The 18,939-nt window shown below is 44.2% G+C and carries 10 protein-coding genes; 5 read left to right on the forward strand and 5 right to left on the reverse strand.

What is annotated here, in order from left to right; genetic code table 11:
- On the forward strand, window positions 1–2,789 hold a 2,789-nt coding region (locus tag F6K64_RS07530; protein WP_287265193.1), incomplete at its 5' end, for a beta strand repeat-containing protein.
- 313 nt (window positions 2,790–3,102) lie between these two features.
- Window positions 3,103–5,940 carry a CHAT domain-containing protein gene (locus tag F6K64_RS07535; RefSeq protein ID WP_287265194.1) on the forward strand — a complete coding sequence of 946 codons (2,838 nt, stop codon included), beginning with the start codon at window positions 3,103–3,105 and terminating at the stop codon, window positions 5,938–5,940.
- Between the two features lie 341 nt (window positions 5,941–6,281).
- On the opposite strand, the gene F6K64_RS07540 is transcribed toward F6K64_RS07535, so the two are convergent.
- Together F6K64_RS07540 and F6K64_RS07545 are read right to left on the reverse strand one after the other, a co-directional pair.
- Window positions 6,282–7,136, reverse strand: a complete 855-nt coding sequence (locus tag F6K64_RS07540; RefSeq protein ID WP_044492329.1) for a DUF928 domain-containing protein — start codon at window positions 7,134–7,136, stop codon at window positions 6,282–6,284.
- 511 nt (window positions 7,137–7,647) lie between these two features.
- A complete protein-coding gene (locus F6K64_RS07545; protein WP_287265195.1) occupies window positions 7,648–9,945 on the reverse strand; it encodes a CHASE2 domain-containing protein in 2,298 nt (765 codons plus the stop codon).
- A 113-nt stretch (window positions 9,946–10,058) separates the two neighbouring features.
- Between F6K64_RS07545 and F6K64_RS07550 the strand changes: the two genes are divergently transcribed.
- A complete protein-coding gene (locus F6K64_RS07550) occupies window positions 10,059–10,202 on the forward strand; it encodes a hypothetical protein (RefSeq protein WP_287263710.1) in 144 nt (47 codons plus the stop codon).
- Between the two features lie 321 nt (window positions 10,203–10,523).
- On the opposite strand, the gene F6K64_RS07555 is transcribed toward F6K64_RS07550, so the two are convergent.
- The 3 genes from F6K64_RS07555 to F6K64_RS07565 all read right to left on the reverse strand — a co-directional run bounded on the left by F6K64_RS07555 (window position 10,524) and on the right by F6K64_RS07565 (window position 14,503).
- Window positions 10,524–11,441, reverse strand: a complete 918-nt coding sequence (locus tag F6K64_RS07555) for a DUF1822 family protein (RefSeq protein ID WP_008180144.1) — start codon at window positions 11,439–11,441, stop codon at window positions 10,524–10,526.
- 1,247 nt (window positions 11,442–12,688) lie between these two features.
- Window positions 12,689–13,168, reverse strand: coding sequence for a DUF1822 family protein (locus F6K64_RS07560; protein ID WP_287265196.1), 480 nt, complete (start codon window positions 13,166–13,168; stop codon window positions 12,689–12,691).
- A gap of 186 nt (window positions 13,169–13,354) precedes the next feature.
- On the reverse strand, window positions 13,355–14,503 hold the full coding sequence (locus tag F6K64_RS07565; RefSeq protein ID WP_287265197.1) for a hypothetical protein: 1,149 nt from the start codon (window positions 14,501–14,503) through the stop codon (window positions 13,355–13,357).
- A gap of 264 nt (window positions 14,504–14,767) precedes the next feature.
- Here F6K64_RS07565 and F6K64_RS07570 point away from each other — a divergent pair, with 264 nt between their 5' ends.
- Both F6K64_RS07570 and F6K64_RS07575 read left to right on the forward strand, forming a co-directional pair.
- On the forward strand, window positions 14,768–16,264 hold the full coding sequence (locus tag F6K64_RS07570) for a calcium-binding protein (RefSeq protein WP_287265199.1): 1,497 nt from the start codon (window positions 14,768–14,770) through the stop codon (window positions 16,262–16,264).
- An 887-nt stretch (window positions 16,265–17,151) separates the two neighbouring features.
- Window positions 17,152–18,891, forward strand: coding sequence for a calcium-binding protein (locus tag F6K64_RS07575; protein ID WP_287265200.1), 1,740 nt, complete (start codon window positions 17,152–17,154; stop codon window positions 18,889–18,891).
- The last annotated feature ends 48 nt before the right edge of the window (window positions 18,892–18,939 follow it).

Consider the following 18,939-nt stretch of genomic DNA (forward strand, 5'->3'; position numbering starts at 1 on the left):
AAGGGGATGCTGGTAGTATCACCATACAAGAAGCTCAACAGGTTGACCTTAATCGGAATAGTTCCATATCCACAGCAGTAAATACTAAAGCAGTAGGCAATGGTGGTAATGTCGATATTGAAACCAAGTCTCTATCCCTAGATCAAACCTCGACCATTGAAGCGAGTACTGCCGGTGTTGGCAATGCTGGTAGTATCACCATCCCAGATGCAGAGGAGGTTTCCCTTGATCGGAATAGTTCCATATCCACAGCAGTAAACTCTGGAGCAGATGCTGAAAAAGCCGGTAATATTGATCTAAAAACGCGATCGCTAACATTAACCAATGGCGCTGAGATAACAGCTAGCACCACTGGGATAGGGGATGCCGGTAGTATCACTATACAAGAGGCTCAGCAGGTTGACCTTGATCTCAATAGTTCGATATCGACAGCAGTAAATACTGGTGCAGAGGGTAATGGTGGTAATGTCGATATTGAAACCAAGTCTCTATCCCTAGATCACATCTCGACCATTGAAGCGAATACTGCCGGTGTTGGCAATGGTGGCAATGTCGATATTGAAAGCAAGCATCTATCCCTGGACAATGAATCGAAAATCCTAGCTAGTACAGATAGTCAAGGGGATGCTGGTAGTATCACCATACAAGAAGCTCAACAGGTTGACCTTAATCGGAATAGTTCCATATCCACAGCAGTAAATACTAAAGCAGTAGGCAATGGTGGTAATGTCGATATTGAAACCAAGTCTCTATCCCTAGATCAAACCTCGACCATTGAAGCGAGTACTGCCGGTGTTGGCAATGCTGGTAGTATCACCATCCCAGATGCAGAGGAGGTTTCCCTTGATCGGAATAGTTCCATATCCACAGCAGTAAACTCTGGAGCAGATGCTGAAAAAGCCGGTAATATTGATCTAAAAACGCGATCGCTAACATTAACCAATGGCGCTGAGATAACAGCTAGCACCACTGGGATAGGGGATGCCGGTAGTATCACTATACAAGAGGCTCAGCAGGTTGACCTTGATCTCAATAGTTCGATATCGACAGCAGTAAATACTGGTGCAGAGGGTAATGGTGGTAATGTCGATATTGAAACCAAGTCTCTATCCCTAGATCACATCTCGACCATTGAAGCGAATACTGCCGGTGTTGGCAATGGTGGCAATGTCGATATTGAAAGCAAGCATCTATCCCTGGACAATGAATCGAAAATCCTAGCTAGTACAGATAGTCAAGGGGATGCTGGTAGTATCACCATACAAGATGCTCAACAGGTTGACCTTGATCTCAACAGTTCCATTTCCACAGCAGTAAATACTGGAGCAGTTGGCAATGGTGGCAATGTCGATATTGAAACCAAGTCTCTATCCCTAGATCACACCTCGAAAATTGAAGCAAGTACTGCCGGTAACGGAAATGCCGGTAGTATCACAATCCCAGACGCTGAGGAGGTTTCCCTTAATCGGAATAGTTCGATTTCGACAGCAGTAAACACTGGTGCAGTTGGCAATGGTGGGGATGTAGATATTAAAACGCGTACGCTAAAATTAACCAATGACTCTGAAATAACTGCCAGTACTGCTGGTGATGGAGATGCCGGTAACATCACCCTTCAGGCTGATCAAGTGACCATCCAGGGAGACTCACAGGTGTCAGCCACTACTTCCAGCGTTACCAATACTGACCGGGGTAAGGGTGGCAACATTAACATAATTGAGGCCAATCGGTTTGAGGCTACCGACGGTGGGAACGTCAGAACCACCACCGAAGGTAATAAGCAGGCTGGTAATATTACTCTGGAAGTACGTGATGATATAACTCTAGCTGGAGCTGGAAGTGGGTTGTTTGCCAACACTACTCGTGGTTCTAGCGGTGATGGTGGCAATATTTTCGTTGACCCCAGAACTTTGACCATTCGGGATAAAGCCAAGATAGCTGTAGATAGCCAAGGCCAGGGAAAAGGGGGCAGTATTACACTTGAGGCAGGCACACTCACCCTTAATAATAAAGCAGAGCTATCCGCAGAAACGGCTAGCACCCAAGGAGGTAATATTACCTTAACCATTGACGAGTTGTTGTTCTTGCGACGCAACAGTAAAATCTCTACTACCGCAGGCACTGCTCAAGCTGGTGGAAACGGCGGCAATATTGAGATTAATGCTCCCTTTATCCTAGGCATTCGTCAAGAAAATAGCGACATTACCGCTAATGCTTTTGAAGGCAATGGCGGCAATATCACAATCACCACCCAAGGTATCATTGGGCTAGAGTTCCGAGAAAAGCTCACCCCCCTCAGTGACATTACCGCTAGCTCTGAGTTTGGTCTAGATGGTACCGTCAACATCAATGCACCTGGAATTGACCCCAGCCGAGGGTTGTCGGAATTGCCAACCGATATAATTGATGCCTCTCAACTGATTGAAAAAAACCTCTGTGCTGCGGGTGAGGGGAGTGAATTTACTGCCACAGGTCGTGGTGGCTTACCGGTTTCTCCCAACGAAACCCTGAACCCCAATGCTACATGGGACGATTGGCGTATCACTGAGCAACCTCAAACTAGGATCAAAAGGCGTCGGTTAAGGTCAAGGCAGCATCAACTACAGATTAATCAACCACAGACCAGTAATCCTAAACCTAAACAAATTGTGGAAGCCCAAGGCTGGGTTATCGGTGCCAACGGGGAGGTAATTCTCACCGCTCATCCAGTCATAGTGACTCCGAAGGGTACCTGGTTACATAAAGTAGACTGTCCAATGCTTCACCAAACCTTTAAGCAGCTGCGGTGAGTTTTCCGGGGAAACCAGAGGATAGATCCCCCTCCCGTCCCCCTTAACAAGGGGGAAGCCAGAGGATAGATCCTCCTCCCGTCCCCCTTAACAAGATAGATCCTCCTCCCGTCCCCCTTAACAAGATAGATCCTCCTCCCGTCCCCCTTAACAAGGGGGAAGCCAGAGGATAGATCCTCCTCCCGTCCCCCTTAACAAGATAGATCCCCCTCCCGTCCCCCTTAACAAGGGGGAAGCTATGCGATCGCTTTTCCCTGTTCCCTGTTCCCTGTTCCCTGTTCGCTGTTCCCAACGCGAAAGATAACTCAGATAAATGAAGCGCCTGATTCAGTTTATTTTAATGACCTTGTTGGGGCTAATCTTAAGCCATGGTGTACACGCACTACCCTTCTCGGCTGGCCATCAGCCATCAGTCATTAGCACTCAGTCATTAGCAATCAGCCATCAGCACTCAGCCATCAGCAATCAGCCATCAGCACTCAGTAACAGTGAGCAGAACGCAACAGTAAGCAGGACGCAACAGGAAGCAGGAAGCACGAAGCACTACTTGCTGCTGGAAACAGGAAAACAATACTACGATGCTGGACAGTATGCTGATGCTGCACGAGTATTGCAGCAGGCGGCACAAGCTTATCAAGCCACAGGAGATATCCTCAACCAAGCCCAAGCCCTGCGTTTGCTGTCCTTAGTGACTCAGCAACTTGGGGAATGGGATCAAGCCCAAGCAGCCATTGACTCCAGTTTGTCGTTGCTAGAAACCGTATCCAGGGGAGGTGAGGGAGTATTGGCTAAAGTGTTGAACACTCAAGGGCGTTTGCAATTGGTACAGGGAAATGCTGAAGCTGCCCTGAACACCTGGCAAAATGCTGAAGCACTGTATGCTCAAGCCAATGATCGGGTTGGTGTGCTTGGTAGCCAGATTAATCAAGCCCAAGGGATGCAATCTTTGGGACTTTACCGTCGAGCCAAGAAGCTATTGACTCAGGTAAGACAAACCCTGCTGGCACAACCGGATTCTCCTCTAAAAGCTATTGGCTTACACAATCTTGGTAATGTGTTTCGCCAAGCAGGGGATTTAGAGCAATCTAAACAGACCTTAACCGAAAGTTGGAAAGTCGCACAACGAATACAATCTCCAGAATCCCAGAGTCAAGCGTTACTGAGTTTAGGTAATACTGAGCGAGCCTTAGCCACAAGAGCAAAAGACACGAATAACCACAAGGCATCCAAGCAGCATATCCAAGAGGCGATAACTCACTATCAACAAGCAGCAGCAACCACCACCTCACCCATTACCAAAATTCAAGCACAATTGAATCAGCTAAGTTTACTCATCGAGACAGACCAGGAGAAATCTGTTCAAGCGTTGTTGCCACAAATCCAGACATTGCTCACTAAATTACCATCCAGTAGAGCATCAGTTTACGCCCACGTAAATTTCGCTCAAAGTCTGATCTTGATCAGAAATCGAAAATTGCGTACGCAATTTACCAAACCAATTACCACGCAAATTCCCAATTTCCCAGACATTGCTCAACAACTCAACACTGCCATTGAGCAAGCTAAAACCCTAGAAGACAAACGAGCAGAATCCTATGCCCTGGGCACCCTTGGTAACTGGTTTGAACAAACCAAGGATTGGTCAAATGCCATAACCTTTACCAAGTCAGCGCTTCTGATTGCCCAAGGGATTAATGCACCGGATATTGCTTATCAGTGGCAGTGGCAAATGGGACGTCTACTTAAGGCTAAAGCAGAACAAGCCACTACCACCAGCAATGGTGATACCGAAGCAGTAACGAAACTGATCGATCATGCGATCGCTTATTATACCCAAGCCTCTAATACCTTAACGAATTTACGCAGTGATTTAGTTGCTCTCAATCCGGACATCCAGTTTTCCTTCCGAGAACAAGTAGAGCCTGTCTATCGAGAGTTAGTTGATTTACTCTTGCGTTCTCCTGAACCGAGTAACGATAATCTCAAAAAGGCCCGTAAGGTTATTGAAGCACTCCAGCTTGCTGAAATCGACAACTTTTTTCGAGACGCCTGCGCCAAGCCAGAAAAAGTCAACATTGATAATGTAGACCCTAGAGCAGCGGTGATTTACCCGATTATCTTAAAAGACGGCTTAGCGGTAATCCTCAAATTGCCTAAGCAAAATGACTTGGTGTACTCTTTCCATCAAAACATATCAGACGATCAAGTAGACGAAGCGGTCAAAAAGTTCCAAGAAATCATAACCAAACCTACCGGTGCTAATCACACTATCAAAAAAGAATTACCCCAAATTTATGACTTGCTAATCAGACCCTTTGAAGAAGAACTAGAGACTAACCGTGACAGAGACCAAAGCCCAATAAAAACCCTAGTATTTATCCTAGATGGGTCATTACGAAATATTCCTGTAGCAGCCCTTTATGATCGAGAAAAGGACAAGTATTTAATAGAACGGTATGCTGTAGCTGTGACCCCTGGCTTACAGCTAGTGGACCCCAAACCATTGCCAAGGCAACAGCTCACAGCCCTAATTGCTGGAGCTACTAACGCTCCCAGCTTTAAAAAAGAAGGTTTAGGACCAATCGATAACGTCGCATTCGAGTTAACAAAAATTGGGGAACAGGTCAACCGTAGTCAGAAACTGCAAAATCAGGAATTTATCAAAGAAAACCTGCAAAATCAACTAACCGCAGCGTCTTTCAATGTTGTTCATATTGCCACTCACGGCCAGTTCAGTTCCAACCCAGAGCAAACATTTATTTTAGACTGGGATGAACGCATCAAAGTCAAGGATTTAGATAACTTACTACGGATGAGTGACCCCAGTGGCACCACCCCCATTGAACTATTGTTACTGAGTGCTTGTCAGACTGCTACTGGGGACAAACGAGCGGCTTTAGGACTAGCTGGGATAGCGATTAGAGCAGGAGCACGCAGTACCCTAGCCACCTTGTGGCAAGTTAATGATGCCTCTACAGCGGAATTTATGAATCAGTTCTACCAACAGTTAAATAATCCACAGTTGACTAAAGCGGAAGCCCTGCGAAATGCTCAAATAGAGTTTCTAAAGATGGAAGAAGAAGATCCTAACAAAGACTACACTCTTCCTTATCATTGGGCACCATTTATTTTAGTTGGGAATTGGCTGTAGAATGTAGAATGTAGAATGTAGAATGTAGAAGGCAGAAGGGAGAATGTAGAAGGGAGAAGGGAGAAGGGAGAAGGCAGAAGACAGAAGGGAGAAGGCAGAAGGCAGAAGACAGAAGACAGAAGACAGAAGACAGAAGACAGAAGGCAGAAGGCAGAATGTAGAAGACAGAATTCTCAATTCTTAATTCTTAATTCTCAATTCTCAATTCTCAATTCTTAATTCTTAATTCTCAATTCTCAATTCTCAATTCTCAATTCTCAATTCTCAATTCTCAATTCTTAATTCTTAATTCTCAATTCTTAATTCTTAATTATAAAATTCCGACACTCTCCTCTTTTTCCCTATTTTTTAACCAGCACCGGTGTAATTTCCTCAAGGTTACCCAAAAGGGGTTGTTCAGATATGGTTTTCCCCAAACGAGGGGTCAATACCTCAGTCCAAGCTTCTTTAAGAGTCCTATCGTGGGGCTGTTGCCGCCTTAATTCAGCTAACTCAGTTAACTGATCAAACCATATGTCATGCTTATCATAAGCTGCGATTCTCTCTTGAAGAGTTTTCGCCTCATTTAAATCCTGTTCTAGGTCTGGAGAGTGGGCAACTCGTTTAACTCGTCCTTTGAAATAGACGGTTGTTGGTTTATTGGATAATTCCCAAGCAGGGCAATTGATCTCTATATTCCAACGATAGGTTTGACCAACTTCCAAGGAATTTACTTTCTCAGGAAGCCGAATACCCACAATGCCAGGCTTATCTAGTAGCTTGAAAGATGTTCGGTAAATATCTTTTTTACCATATTTATCCTGCAAGGAAAATTCTAAGGACGCTTCATCCTCTGAGTTATAATCTCCATCTTCTGAGGTATAAGGTAGATATATCCAAAAGGTTGGATAATCATGAGTAACCTTTAAATATGAATAATCTAAATTTGGCTGATAAAAACCTACTAAAGAAGTCAGTGTTGGAAGCTCTGCCTTGTATAGGCAAGGACCACGGGTTCCTGTACCCTGGGCAGCATCAGGAGTACCCTTGTCTGGGGGTTTGGGCTTGGTATACTCAATTGGTCCTTGTTGTGCTTGGCCAACATTGATGGATTGATCAGCTTCTACTCGGGAGACCAAGAAACAACTAATCCAGCCAACAACCATTAAATTAAAGGGAAATAGGTATTGAAGCCGAAATAATTTAGTTAACATCATCACTCAACCTTCAGATCAACATCGACAGATGTTTACCTGATATATCCAATTTTTGGATTCAGATTAACACCCCTGTATATCACCACTATTTCCAGATCGAAATCCGGTCAAGTGTTGTGATTAGTTATTAGTAATTAGTCATACCAAATCCGGGTTAAAAATCCCATTTATTCAGTATGCCTAGGGCGTGTTTTCAAAGTTTTTCGCAAGATTTAGATCCCCCCCAGCCCCCCGCGCGGAAGGGGGGAGCCATACTCAAAGTCCCCCTTTTTTAAGGGGGATTTAGGGGGATCTCCGAGGCAAGAAGACACGCCCTAGGCGCAACTTGTTAGTATCGCCCCAAGTTAGTATCGCCCCAAGCACTATAAGTCGCGGCTAAAGGGGGGTTATCAAAGGGGATTTTGGCTCATTGGTCATTGGTCATTTGTAACTATCAAGAGATTTAATGTAGCTCACCAAAGACTAATCACTAATGACGTAAGCATATGCTTACCTAATGACTAATGACGAGTCAATTACTTTGGTCACTTTGTAAACCAAAGTAAAGAACCACACTAGTAGCCACCAATGCTATAGTAGCGGGAATTAATGGCACCCAACCACCGGTTACTATCAGTAAAACCCAGCAACTTCCATATAAAACAACCAAAGCAGTTCCAGTACCCAATAGGACGGGACGCAGCACGTTAAAGTTTCCAGCAACCATACCCCCCACCACAGCCCAGCACCAAATCCACAGGGCTTCACCAGGCTCAGACCACCACCAAATTAATGGTCGATTATCCAGCACTGCACTGAGGATATGACTGATCATGTGAGCCTGAATTTCTATGCCAGTCATGGTCTTAACAGAAAACTGACCACCACTGTAGGGTGTGCGCCACATATCATCGTTAAAACTCGGGGCAATGGTACCGATCACGACAATGCGATTCCTGACTAAGTCGGCATTGAAGTCATCCCTGAGAACCTCTCCAAGGGAAACGGTCTCAGCAATTTGATCGGAAGCTCGATAATTCAGTAATATTTGGTGACCACCGGACTTTAGATTGTGATATCCACCAGAATCCTTTTCTAGGGTCTTAAAAACTGTAGTGCCAAGCTTTAAGTAATTTTCTGTCACCTCCAACTGGATTGCTTGATCGGCCAGATAACCTGTTGCCAATTGGAAATTAAATGAGTAGTAGCTCTGACAAGGAGATGGTGACCCTACAGCCAACAGATGGCGACGGATAATGTCATCGGGGTCGAGTAAAACATTATTAAAGCCTTGGCGAACCTCTGGCACTTCTGGAGGTGGGGGAACTCCGGGGTCACCATAATGGCAGATGGCAAACAAGTGATCACTAGTTTGCATCCGAGTCGCTAAATCCTGGTATTCCCTTGCCACAGGATTCTCCCGATAAATATCCAAACCAATGGCACTCGGTTGATACTGTTCCAGCTTTGCCAGCAGTTTGGCCAAGGAACGATCGGATAAGGAGGCGGCTCTTCTTTCTTCCTTAGGTTGGGACTGCACATCCTTTTCAGTGATTGTGACTAATAACAGTCGTGGATCTGGTCCTTCATTGGGTCGCAGCCGCATCAACTGGTCAAACCCTTGCAGTTCCCAGGGCTGGAATAGGCCAAGCGATCGCACTACCATTACCAAGCTAGTGACCACTATGCTAGATAGCAGCACTCTCTGGAAACTAGGCCACTTGGGTTTCCGTTTTTCTTGCTCTTGGCACAAATCTGCCCAAGCTGGTGGTTCTTGTGCTAGATTCTGGTAAATTACTGGTAACCAACTGGCGCAGGGAAACTGACGCTCCAACCCCTGCAATCGCTCCCGTGCTTCCCGCGCTGCCAGATATAAAGACTTACCATTAGCAAATCCCTTCAAAAAATACTTCAAAAAGTTTTGAGCGACCTGATCTGGCACCAACTCCCGCATTATAATCATTTGGGGAATTTGTAAATCATGGAGTTTCCGTGCCAATCCCAACCCATCACAAGAATTAAAAATTGCCAGTTTTAAGCCCTGGGCCACGGCTTTTTTGAGGGCATACCACAGTTCATCAATGGTTAAGCTATCGGTGGGATTAATATAAATTCGACCTGTTTCCCCCTCTGTCTCACTATGTCCTGCGAAAAAGATAATATCCCAAGCTTGCTCCCATAACTGGTCATTGATTTCGTGATGTTTGGGCTCTACTAAAAAGACGGTTTCTGCATTAGGTAAATTCTCCAGCAGTTGTCGATCTGCCTTAATATCAATACCAGCACTATGACCTAAAATTGCTAAAATTCTCACTTTAGATTTCGAGGTAGGTGTAGGGAGTTGATGGGGTCGCTTAAACTGTGTTCCACTCAGAGCAACTTCAGCCTTGGGGTAACGGTCAAAAAAATCCCACAGATGCCAAGGCAGCTTTTGTAACTGGGTATTTTCCGTGCGAATCAGCACCCGAATGGTTTCCTCTGGGTTTAACTCTTCCCGTAATCGCTTATCAATGGGACGAAACTGTTCAGAATCCAGCCATCGTTTCAGTATATTACCTAACTCATGGGCTGAATCCCGACATTCCTTGAGCTGTTGGTTAATGGAACCACCATAGATAATTTTTCCGGGCTGGATTCTCGCGGGTGAACCTAGGCTCCGATATTTTTCGCGCCAATGGTATTGTAAGTAAGTAGTGAGTTGTGAAGCTGCAGGCAAGTAACCGGTCATTTCCAGTGTTGCGCGTGACCCTTCTTCAGCAATTTCTAAGCGTAACTGAAACCCCTGCTGCTGGGAATCACCATCTAGACTCAGGACAACTAACTTTCCCATTTTTGGTAATTAGTTATTAGGTATTAAGTATTAGGTATTAAGTATTAGGTATTAAGTATTAAGTATTAGCTATTAGCTATTAGCTATTAGCTATTAAGTATTAGGTATTAGGAATGGATAACAATCGTAATAATTCAGCTAATGCGCTACGCGCACGCTGCGCGAACAGCTTATGCGCTACGCGCACGCTGCGCGAACAGCTATCAGCTGATGCGCTACAGATGGTGCTACTTGAGGTGCTATCAGCTATCAGCTAAAGGCCAACGGCTGACCGCTGACCGCTGAATACTTACTAACAATCTTACCCATTCCCCCTTACTTGAGAATAAATTTTATGCAATAGGGATGGATTTATAGACGATGCTTTCCCTGAGTCAGTTTCTCACTAAAAAACCAGCCCTACTTACTCGGGCTTTCCTATAATCATACCAAATCCCCTTTATTACCCCTACTTCCTATAAGCCAAAATCTACCTCACCGAATTGACAACTGCTATAGTAATATTATATCTAATTAATAATCGGATTAATACAAGGCTGGGTTTAAGAAGCATACCGGTAGCACAATCGCCGCTAACTTTAGATTAAAAAATTTTCCGTAATACTGACATCATTCAAAACTAACTTAATGCTAAAACGTTCTCCCGGTTCGCCACTGACTTGCAACTTAATATTTTCCGTCTCTCTGGCTTGGGTTTGAATCACCGCAATGCCCTCGTGATCCAGCACCATAATCTGTAGATTCTTGGGAAGACGGTCTCCACCACCACCAGGATACAGTTCAATGAATATATTCATTTTGGGTGAATCCGTTGGATGTAGCTCCACAAATAAAGCTACCTTCTCGGCACCCCAGGCGATTTCCGAACCGAGTAGCTTACCTCGTTTTACTCCCACGGTAGTATGCAATCCTTTACTAGGTTGGTCAAAGGGGAAACTTCTGAAATCCAGCATTGGCTCCGGTGCTGGCTGTAATATAGTTTCCACAGTCTTCCAATCTGCCTCAAAACTATTGTCTAACCACTGCCTTAATCGCACTACTGCTGTCTGGCTTTGTGGTTGCTGTTGTTGGCTAGAGTCTGTTTCCATAGTGTTGGACGGTGAAGCATCGGGACAGAAGACCTTGGGTTTGAGAGCATGACTATGGCTCCACTGCTTTGCCCCTGCCTGGGATTGGCCACATTGCCGATACTCTTTAATGTGTCGCGGTAACTCTTTCAGGGTTCGCAATTGGTTCACGGGGAATTGTTCTGTTACCACTTTATCAGCAAATCCTACCAGAGTTGCCTCCTCCAATGCTTGATCAAGCTCCACCGCCACATAACCAATTCGTTCCTGCCAGACTGCTGCTGGAACTTTGACACACTTAGCCTCAGGTAAAATAAGTCTACACTCCAACTTACCATGATTTTTCACAGTCAGATCCGCAACATCCATCAAGGTTTGCATCACTGGGTTCCAACTGTCGCTTTCCTCTAAGTTTGTCTCAAATCCCATCTTTCAACTCCAATTCCCCTCCCGTTATAGTCGTTCGCGCAGCGTCTGACACTGCCAGTAAGACAAGCGCGGGAACGAAATTACCGCAAGAACAGGGTCGCCAAAATGGGTTACTGGCTATAGGTAAAAGGGTTAAAACTTTTGGCATAAGGCGACCCTGTTCAAGGTTTTGTCTCCGGGAGACGGGGCGTATAAAGTGCTCCCGCAGCTGACCCACACAGCCCCTTGGGAATTGGAGACTAGAATTGTTGCGAGTCGTTGATAGTTTCTGTTATCATAGATATATTATTACGCTCCTTTGAGTGTCGATTTAGGTGCAAGCTGAAAAGCCTCTGCTAGAAACTTAAATCATCAAAAATCTTGAAAAAGTAAGCCCGATGATTTGATGCTCCTAGGTCGCCGCTACGCGAACGGAGGGTGTAGAGGCTGTTTGGTTCAGCCTTTAAGGGTTTTATACTCTTAATAATCCCAGCGACCTAGGAGCCGCTACGGGAACGCTATAATCTTCGGGCTTTGCCCGACGCGGGGCGCGTTCGATTTAGCGATGGGAGTATCAAACACCGCAAGTAAAAGTTAACTGCATACACTGCCAGAGTATTTAAATAAATACCAGATAGGGGTTGACCTTTGGATGGGCGGCAAATTTTACGCGATCGCAAAATTTGCTTAACCAGTTTTCCTAAAGCTTGCTGCCGCTCTTGAGTATCTCGTGGGTACCTTTGCACTTGGCATACCAGCTGCCTAATTTGCTCTTTCATGGCTATCAATTAGAAAGACTGACCTGCTTACTTATCTGGCTGAGCTGAAATTTTTATGGGTTAATTTACAAAACTTTATTTTTTTCTAGAATCGTAGGGTGGGTAGTGCCCACCAGACATCAATCGTTTGAGTTAATTATTATCCCCAGATCCCAAGTGATTCATTGTAGGGTGAGCAGTGCCGAATTAAGAATTTAGAATTTAGAATTTAGAATTTAGAATTTAGAATTTAGAATTTAGAATTTAGAATTTAGAATTTAGAATTTAGAATTAATAATTTAGAATTTAGAATTTAGAATTTAGAAGTTAGAATTTAGAATTTAGAATTGAGAATTGAGAATTTAGAATTTGTAATTCTGCATTCTCCATTCTGCATTCTCCATTCTGCATTCTCCATTCTGCATTCTCCATTCTGCATGCTCCATGCTCCATGCTCCATGCTCCATGCTCCATTCTCCATTCTGCATTCTCCATTCTGACAGACAACCTTCAACAGACAACCTCTCGACTATCAGTTGATTTTCTCGGTAAATCCTGAAGGTATCCTGGAAAATATGCCATCGGCTGCAACTTCCTTAACGGTAACTCATTAGTTGCGACATTTTCCACAAATCCCAGCAGTTTCGCTTCTGTCAAGGAGTGATTCAGTAGCACCGCTATATAAGCAATTCTATCTTGCCAAACCTCTTCTGGGACGTAAACAAACTCGGCATCTGGTGAGACTGGTTTACATTCGAGCTTGCCGTAATTTTTAACCACTAAATCAGCCACATCTAGGAATGTCTGCATGATCTCTTTCTGGCTATCACTAGACTCTAAGTCAGTTTCAAATCCTAGACCCTGTAAGTACTCATTGACTGCATACACCGCCAAGGTATTGAGATAAACCTGTTCGGCTTTTTCCAGATTAGATTGCTGTTGGCAACGCTTTTCTGCTAGCTGATGGGCTGCTTCTGGTAGTGTGACCATAATTTGACAGACTAGTGTGACTGAGCAATCCCTCTAGTTTAGCGTTACTAATAAATTATCAACTATAATAGGTATCATCCTATAGGTAGAGGAATAATTCCCTTTAACCCCTACAGGTGATCTAAGTTTATGTATTGAGCAGATTAAGCACCGATTTGGACAAGCCTGTATTTGTTTATACAATTTTCAGCCCAGCTCTTCCTCTATATATCTCTTGATTTCAGGGGATAATTTCCTAATATTACGTTGAAAGAAGTTATTCAGGGATGAAATTTTAATTCCTAAAGAATCCGATATCTCTTGCCATTTTTTTCCGTCGAGGTAGGCTAACCCTATCACTTGCAATGTGGCGGAAGGATGGTTTTTGATATGTTTCTGTAAGAGCTTTTCCGGGTCTGCTTTAAAATAGTATCTGAGCTGGTCATACAACGTCAGTTCTGTTTCCGGTTGTGCCACAGTCTCTATGGTCATCGATTCCCCAGTCAGCTCAGAAAAGTTTGAGGAGAAAGGCAGAGAGGCTTTAGCCATCTCAAAGACTAATGAATCTCCCTTTGTCCGGTCTTTTGCGATTAACTGGGACAACAACAATAAGACCATCAGAATTTTAGTAACGTTACTGATCTGGGTCTTGTCTATAATTAAGCCTTTAATGCTTAGTGTGATCCAAAAAATCACAGAATCTAGTTTGGTGCTTTTAATCAGAGCGTTCAACTGATATTTGATTCTGACAATTTTGCCAGATTGAGCTTGGATAAATGGGTCATTGAGGTCTTGTTGAGCCTTTTGTAACATCTTATCAAGGCGATAATTGACCCAGGCTATAAATTTCCCTTTTGCTTGATTGTAGTGATTGAGGTTTTGATAGACATAATACAATGTCCGATTCACAGCATCATCATAGACCTCAGGGGAAAATTTGCCTCGATAGCAAAGCTTACCGGAAAGCTTAATGGCATTGAGCAATTCCGTTAAGGCATAAAATCGCTCTGGGCTATGGGGTTGATGCCGTTGTGCTTCTAGGGCTAGCTGCTGAAGACGACTCTCGTCGAGTACCTTCTTAAAAAGACTATCCCGCCAAGAGGCCCACTCCTTTTCAGAAGTCATTTGTAGATATGGGCTATCAATATCCTCCTCAAGTTGATGGTTGAGCTGCTCCTGTACGGTCTGATATATCTCTAGATAGATGCCAGATAGAGGGTGACCTGGCCGTGGGCGACACACTTTACGGGTACGCAAAATATGCTCAACTAGTTCTGCCAAAACCTGATACCGCTGTTGATTTTCAATCGTATCTTGTTTTGATTTAATCACCAGATGTTGAATTTGCTTGCTCATGACCATTCAGGAATGCTTGTGTAATTAGTTATCAGGGTAGTTTCCAAGTTTTATGAAATTCGTTACAAAACTTTATATTTTGGAATAGTTACAAAACTTTATATAAAATTGTAGAAAAATTGGATTTTCGGAGTGATTAACATAGTGAGGGCAATCAAAAAGCCTTGATGCTCTTGATAGCAAAACTGATTATAGGTTCTGTAAGTCATAAAGCAGAATTACTTACTCTAACTAAATTAAAAATTTTACTCTAAGGAGAAAACAATGGCATTCATATTTGGCGGTCCTGGCAACGACACACTTAATGGTGGAGCTGGGAATGATACTCTGAATGGATTTGGCGGCAATGACACCATCAATGGTAAAGCTGGAGCCGACAGAACCAATGGTGGTTCTGGTAATGATCGGATAATCGACGACGATTTTGTGAATTTCGACATCCACAATGGGGGTACAGGAATCGACACTATCGATTATTCCAATGTCACATTTAGTTCCGGTCGGGTCACCATCAACCTAGGGACTGAGACCACCTCGGTTTCTGGAGGTAATACCGAGACAATTCGCAATTTTGAGAACGTTGAAGGCTCTCAGGGGGGTGAGACAATCATCGGTACCAGCGGCGCAAACCGCCTCGATGGTAATGGTGGTAATGACACACTCAATGGTGGTTTTGGGAACGATACTCTGAATGGAGATGCCGGAAATGATAACCTCAACGGTGGTTTTGGGAATGACATTCTGAATGGTGGAGCTGGAACCGACATTCTGAATGGTAGTTTTGGTAACGACATACTCAATGGTGGAGCTGGAGCCGACACCACCAATGGTGGTAGTGGTAATGATCGGATAATCGACGCCGATTTGGTGAATTTCGACATCCACAATGGCGGTTCAGGAATCGACACTATCGATTATTCCAATGTCACATTTACTTCCGGTAGGGTCACCATCAACCTGGCAACTGAGACCACCTCAGTTTCTGGAGGTAATACCGAAACAATTCGCAGTTTTGAGAACGTCGAGGGCTCTCAGGGGGGTGAGACAATTATCGGTACCAGCGGCGCAAACCGCCTCGATGGTAATGGTGGTAATGACACTCTTCAAGGTCAAGGGGGAGCGGATACCTTGATTGGCGGTAGTGGCAATGATTCCCTGGACTCAGATACTCTCGGAAGTGTTGATACAATTGGTGATCGTCTAGATGGCGGTGCGGGTAACGATACACTTCAGGGAGAAGCCGGAAACGACACTCTACTTGGTGGCAGTGGGAATGATCGGCTCACGGGTGATGATTCGACTGTAAATTTTGGCAATGATAGCCTCAACGGTGGTTCTGGCAATGACACCCTCACTGGCGCAGGTGGTAACGATACCCTAGTTGGAGGTTTGGGCTCAGATACCCTGAACGGTACTAACAGTATTCTGGACGGTGTTGGTGAAATTGATATCCTTGATCCTGGTGATTTTGGTGCCAGGGATCTGATTATCCTAGGCACCAGTGGCTCGATCTATTACAACGGTGCTGGTCTAGATTACGCTGTGATTGACAATTTCGACAGATTTAGCTTCGCTGGGGAAACTGACTCTGACAAGATCCAGATTTCCGGGTCATTGTCCAATTACAGCTTAAGCTCATTCACAGGTACAAGATCTGGTGTTTCTATTACCAATGGCACTCGAATCAACTTAGGTGCAGAGATCATTGCTTATGTCGATTCTAGTGGTTTACTGACGGCTACTGACTTTATCTCAGTCTAGTCGCCAAAGGACTTGATCTGACGGGGTGACAAGTAGGATTGTTTGCTTTACTGGCTCTCTGAGTTTAGGGGAAAGCTGCTGATGGGATACCTAGTCAGAGGGGTGTTGGTACCAAGTTGCATTCATAGCTAGCACCCCATCACCAGATCACCCTATCACCTTTTGAGAAATACTAAAACTCATCATCCTCATCTCCCCACTGCCCCTTGGACTCAGCCGTCCTGGGGGTACTTTTATGCTTAACCTGATCACCTCTGGAACTCCAACTGCTTAACTGTCTGGGCACCTTTGGACCGAATTGATAACTGTTATGCATAATTTTATCTCATCTTTCTCAAAGCTTTATGTAGTTTAAAAAAATAGTGAACTTTTTGTAAACGTTATAATTTTTATCTTAGTAAGATCTATAATCAGATTGGAGCTAATTAAGCCATCAATAGTAAGAGTTGATTTAACTCCTAATTACTTAGATCCAGATTCAAACTATCTGTCTCGGATATATCAGTTCATGGTGCTCCATTAATCAAGGGGTCTATAGGTTCTAACCAATTGACTTGATCGACTTGATTGTTAAATGAACTGACCTGTTAATTCATCAAGGGATTATCAATAAAATCACGATGTAGTAGCGTTTAATAATCAAGTTATTTACGCTATTAATAGATTATTTTTGTGATTTTTTGGAAATATGTAATGGTCAACATCAGGATTGTTGATCAAAATTACCCTTGATTTACCCATAAACTGGGTGTCTTAGGTTCCACTATTGATAATGAGTATTTCTTGAATAACTTTTCTAGATACAACTCAGACAAATAGAGTGAATCTTTCCGAATAGAACAATCCACAAATTTTCAAACAATTGCAATCGGTAAGGAGCAAATGATATGGGAACTTACACCGGTAACGACTTAAACAACTACAAACAAGCACACAAAGAACGTCGGTTTATATTCCAGAGATGGAAGTCTTGGACAATGTCCGGCAATGGTGGCAACGATACCCTGATTGGTGGCCCGAAAAACGACACCATTTATGGTGATGATGGTAACGACAATCTTTATGGTAAGGGCGGTAATGATTACCTCAGTGGTGGCTCTGGTCATGACTACCTCAATGGTGGCTCTGGCAACGACACCCTCTCTGGTTACTTTGGCAACGACACCCTTGATGGTGGTACAGGCAGTGACCGGATGTATGGTGGCACGGGTCATGACCTTTATGTAGTTGACAGCACGGGGGATGTGGTCACCGAATACTTCAATCAGGGTATTGATACAGTCAAATCCTCGATCAGCTACACCCTAGGAGCTAACCTGGAACACTTGACCCTGACTGGTAGTGCTTACTCCGGCTACGGTAACAGCCTCAACAATAGGATCAGTGGTAACAGTTACAACAACTTCCTCTGGGGGAAATCTGGCAATGACTACTTGTATGGGTATGGTGGTAATGACACTCTTAGCGGTGATGTAGGCAACGACTCCCTTTATGGTGGTACAGGCAACGACACCCTTTATGGTGGCTCTGGCAACGACTATCTGGATGGTGGTACAGGCAGTGACTGGATGTATGGTGGGACGGGTAATGACCGCTATGTAGTTAACAGCACCGGGGATGTGGTCACCGAATACTTCAATCAGGGTATTGATACACTATACTCCTCCATCAGCTACACCCTAGGAGCTAACCTGGAAAACTTGACTCTGACTGGTAGTGCTTACTACGGCTACGGTAACAGCCTCAACAACAGCATCAGTGGTAACAGTTACAACAACTACCTCTGGGGGAATTCTGGCAGTGACTACTTGTATGGGAATGCTGGTAATGACACCCTTAGCGGTGATCTAGGTAATGACTACCTCCGTGGTGGCTCTGGCAACGACTCCCTTTATGGTGGCTCTGGCAACGACACCCTTTATGGTAACTCTGGCAACGACTACCTGGATGGTGGTACAGGCAGTGACTGGATGTATGGTGGGACGGGTAATGACCGCTATGTAGTTGACAGCACCGGGGATGTGGTGACTGAATATATCAATCAGGGTATTGATAATGTAAACTCCTCCATCAGCTACACCCTAGGAGATAACCTGGAACACTTGACCCTTACTGGTAGTGCTAATAACTACGGCTACGGTAACAGCCTCAACAACAGCATCAGTGGTAACAATTCCAACAACGTCCTCTGGGGTAAATCTGGGAATGACTACTTATATGGGAATGGTGGTAATGACACCCTTGATGGTGGCTCTGGCAACGATACCCTGACCGGTGGATCTGGTAATGACTTTATCCAAGGTTATGAAGGTAGTAGTCAAGGTGAACTGGACACCCTAACTGGTGGTACGGGTGCGGATACTTTCGTCTTAGGTAAAAATGGTGTTGGCACCGAGATTGGTTACTTTGGTGATACTAGCTCAGGATTTGCGACAATCACTGACTTTAATCAGACAGAAGGTGATAAAGTTCAGCTCGGCGGTGTGATCAGTGATTACATTGTGTTTAAGCTTATTGATGTTAGTGGTACCTCAGCACTGGATACAACGCTATATTACAAGGGGGACTTAATTGCCGTCTTACAAGATGACACCAGTTTTAATATTAGCTCTGATGCAATATTTTAGATTGAATAAGACTTAGTAAATTGAGTTAGTATTGCCCCCTAATCCCTA

Origin of the sequence: Moorena sp. SIO3A2 (genome assembly GCF_010672265.1) — a bacterium.
GTDB classification, from domain to species: domain Bacteria; phylum Cyanobacteriota; class Cyanobacteriia; order Cyanobacteriales; family Coleofasciculaceae; genus Moorena; species Moorena producens.

Bases quoted from the DNA above. Each gene is read 5' to 3' on its own strand.
- F6K64_RS07535 (WP_287265194.1), top strand. From the start codon at position 3,103: ATGAAGCGCCTGATTCAGTTTATTTTAATGACCTTGTTGGGGCTAATC.
- F6K64_RS07540 (WP_044492329.1), bottom strand. From the start codon at position 7,136: ATGATGTTAACTAAATTATTTCGGCTTCAATACCTATTTCCCTTTAAT.
- F6K64_RS07545 (WP_287265195.1), bottom strand. From the start codon at position 9,945: ATGGGAAAGTTAGTTGTCCTGAGTCTAGATGGTGATTCCCAGCAGCAG.
- F6K64_RS07550 (WP_287263710.1), top strand. From the start codon at position 10,059: ATGGATAACAATCGTAATAATTCAGCTAATGCGCTACGCGCACGCTGC.
- F6K64_RS07555 (WP_008180144.1), bottom strand. From the start codon at position 11,441: ATGGGATTTGAGACAAACTTAGAGGAAAGCGACAGTTGGAACCCAGTG.
- F6K64_RS07560 (WP_287265196.1), bottom strand. From the start codon at position 13,168: ATGGTCACACTACCAGAAGCAGCCCATCAGCTAGCAGAAAAGCGTTGC.
- F6K64_RS07565 (WP_287265197.1), bottom strand. From the start codon at position 14,503: ATGAGCAAGCAAATTCAACATCTGGTGATTAAATCAAAACAAGATACG.
- F6K64_RS07570 (WP_287265199.1), top strand. From the start codon at position 14,768: ATGGCATTCATATTTGGCGGTCCTGGCAACGACACACTTAATGGTGGA.
- F6K64_RS07575 (WP_287265200.1), top strand. From the start codon at position 17,152: ATGGGAACTTACACCGGTAACGACTTAAACAACTACAAACAAGCACAC.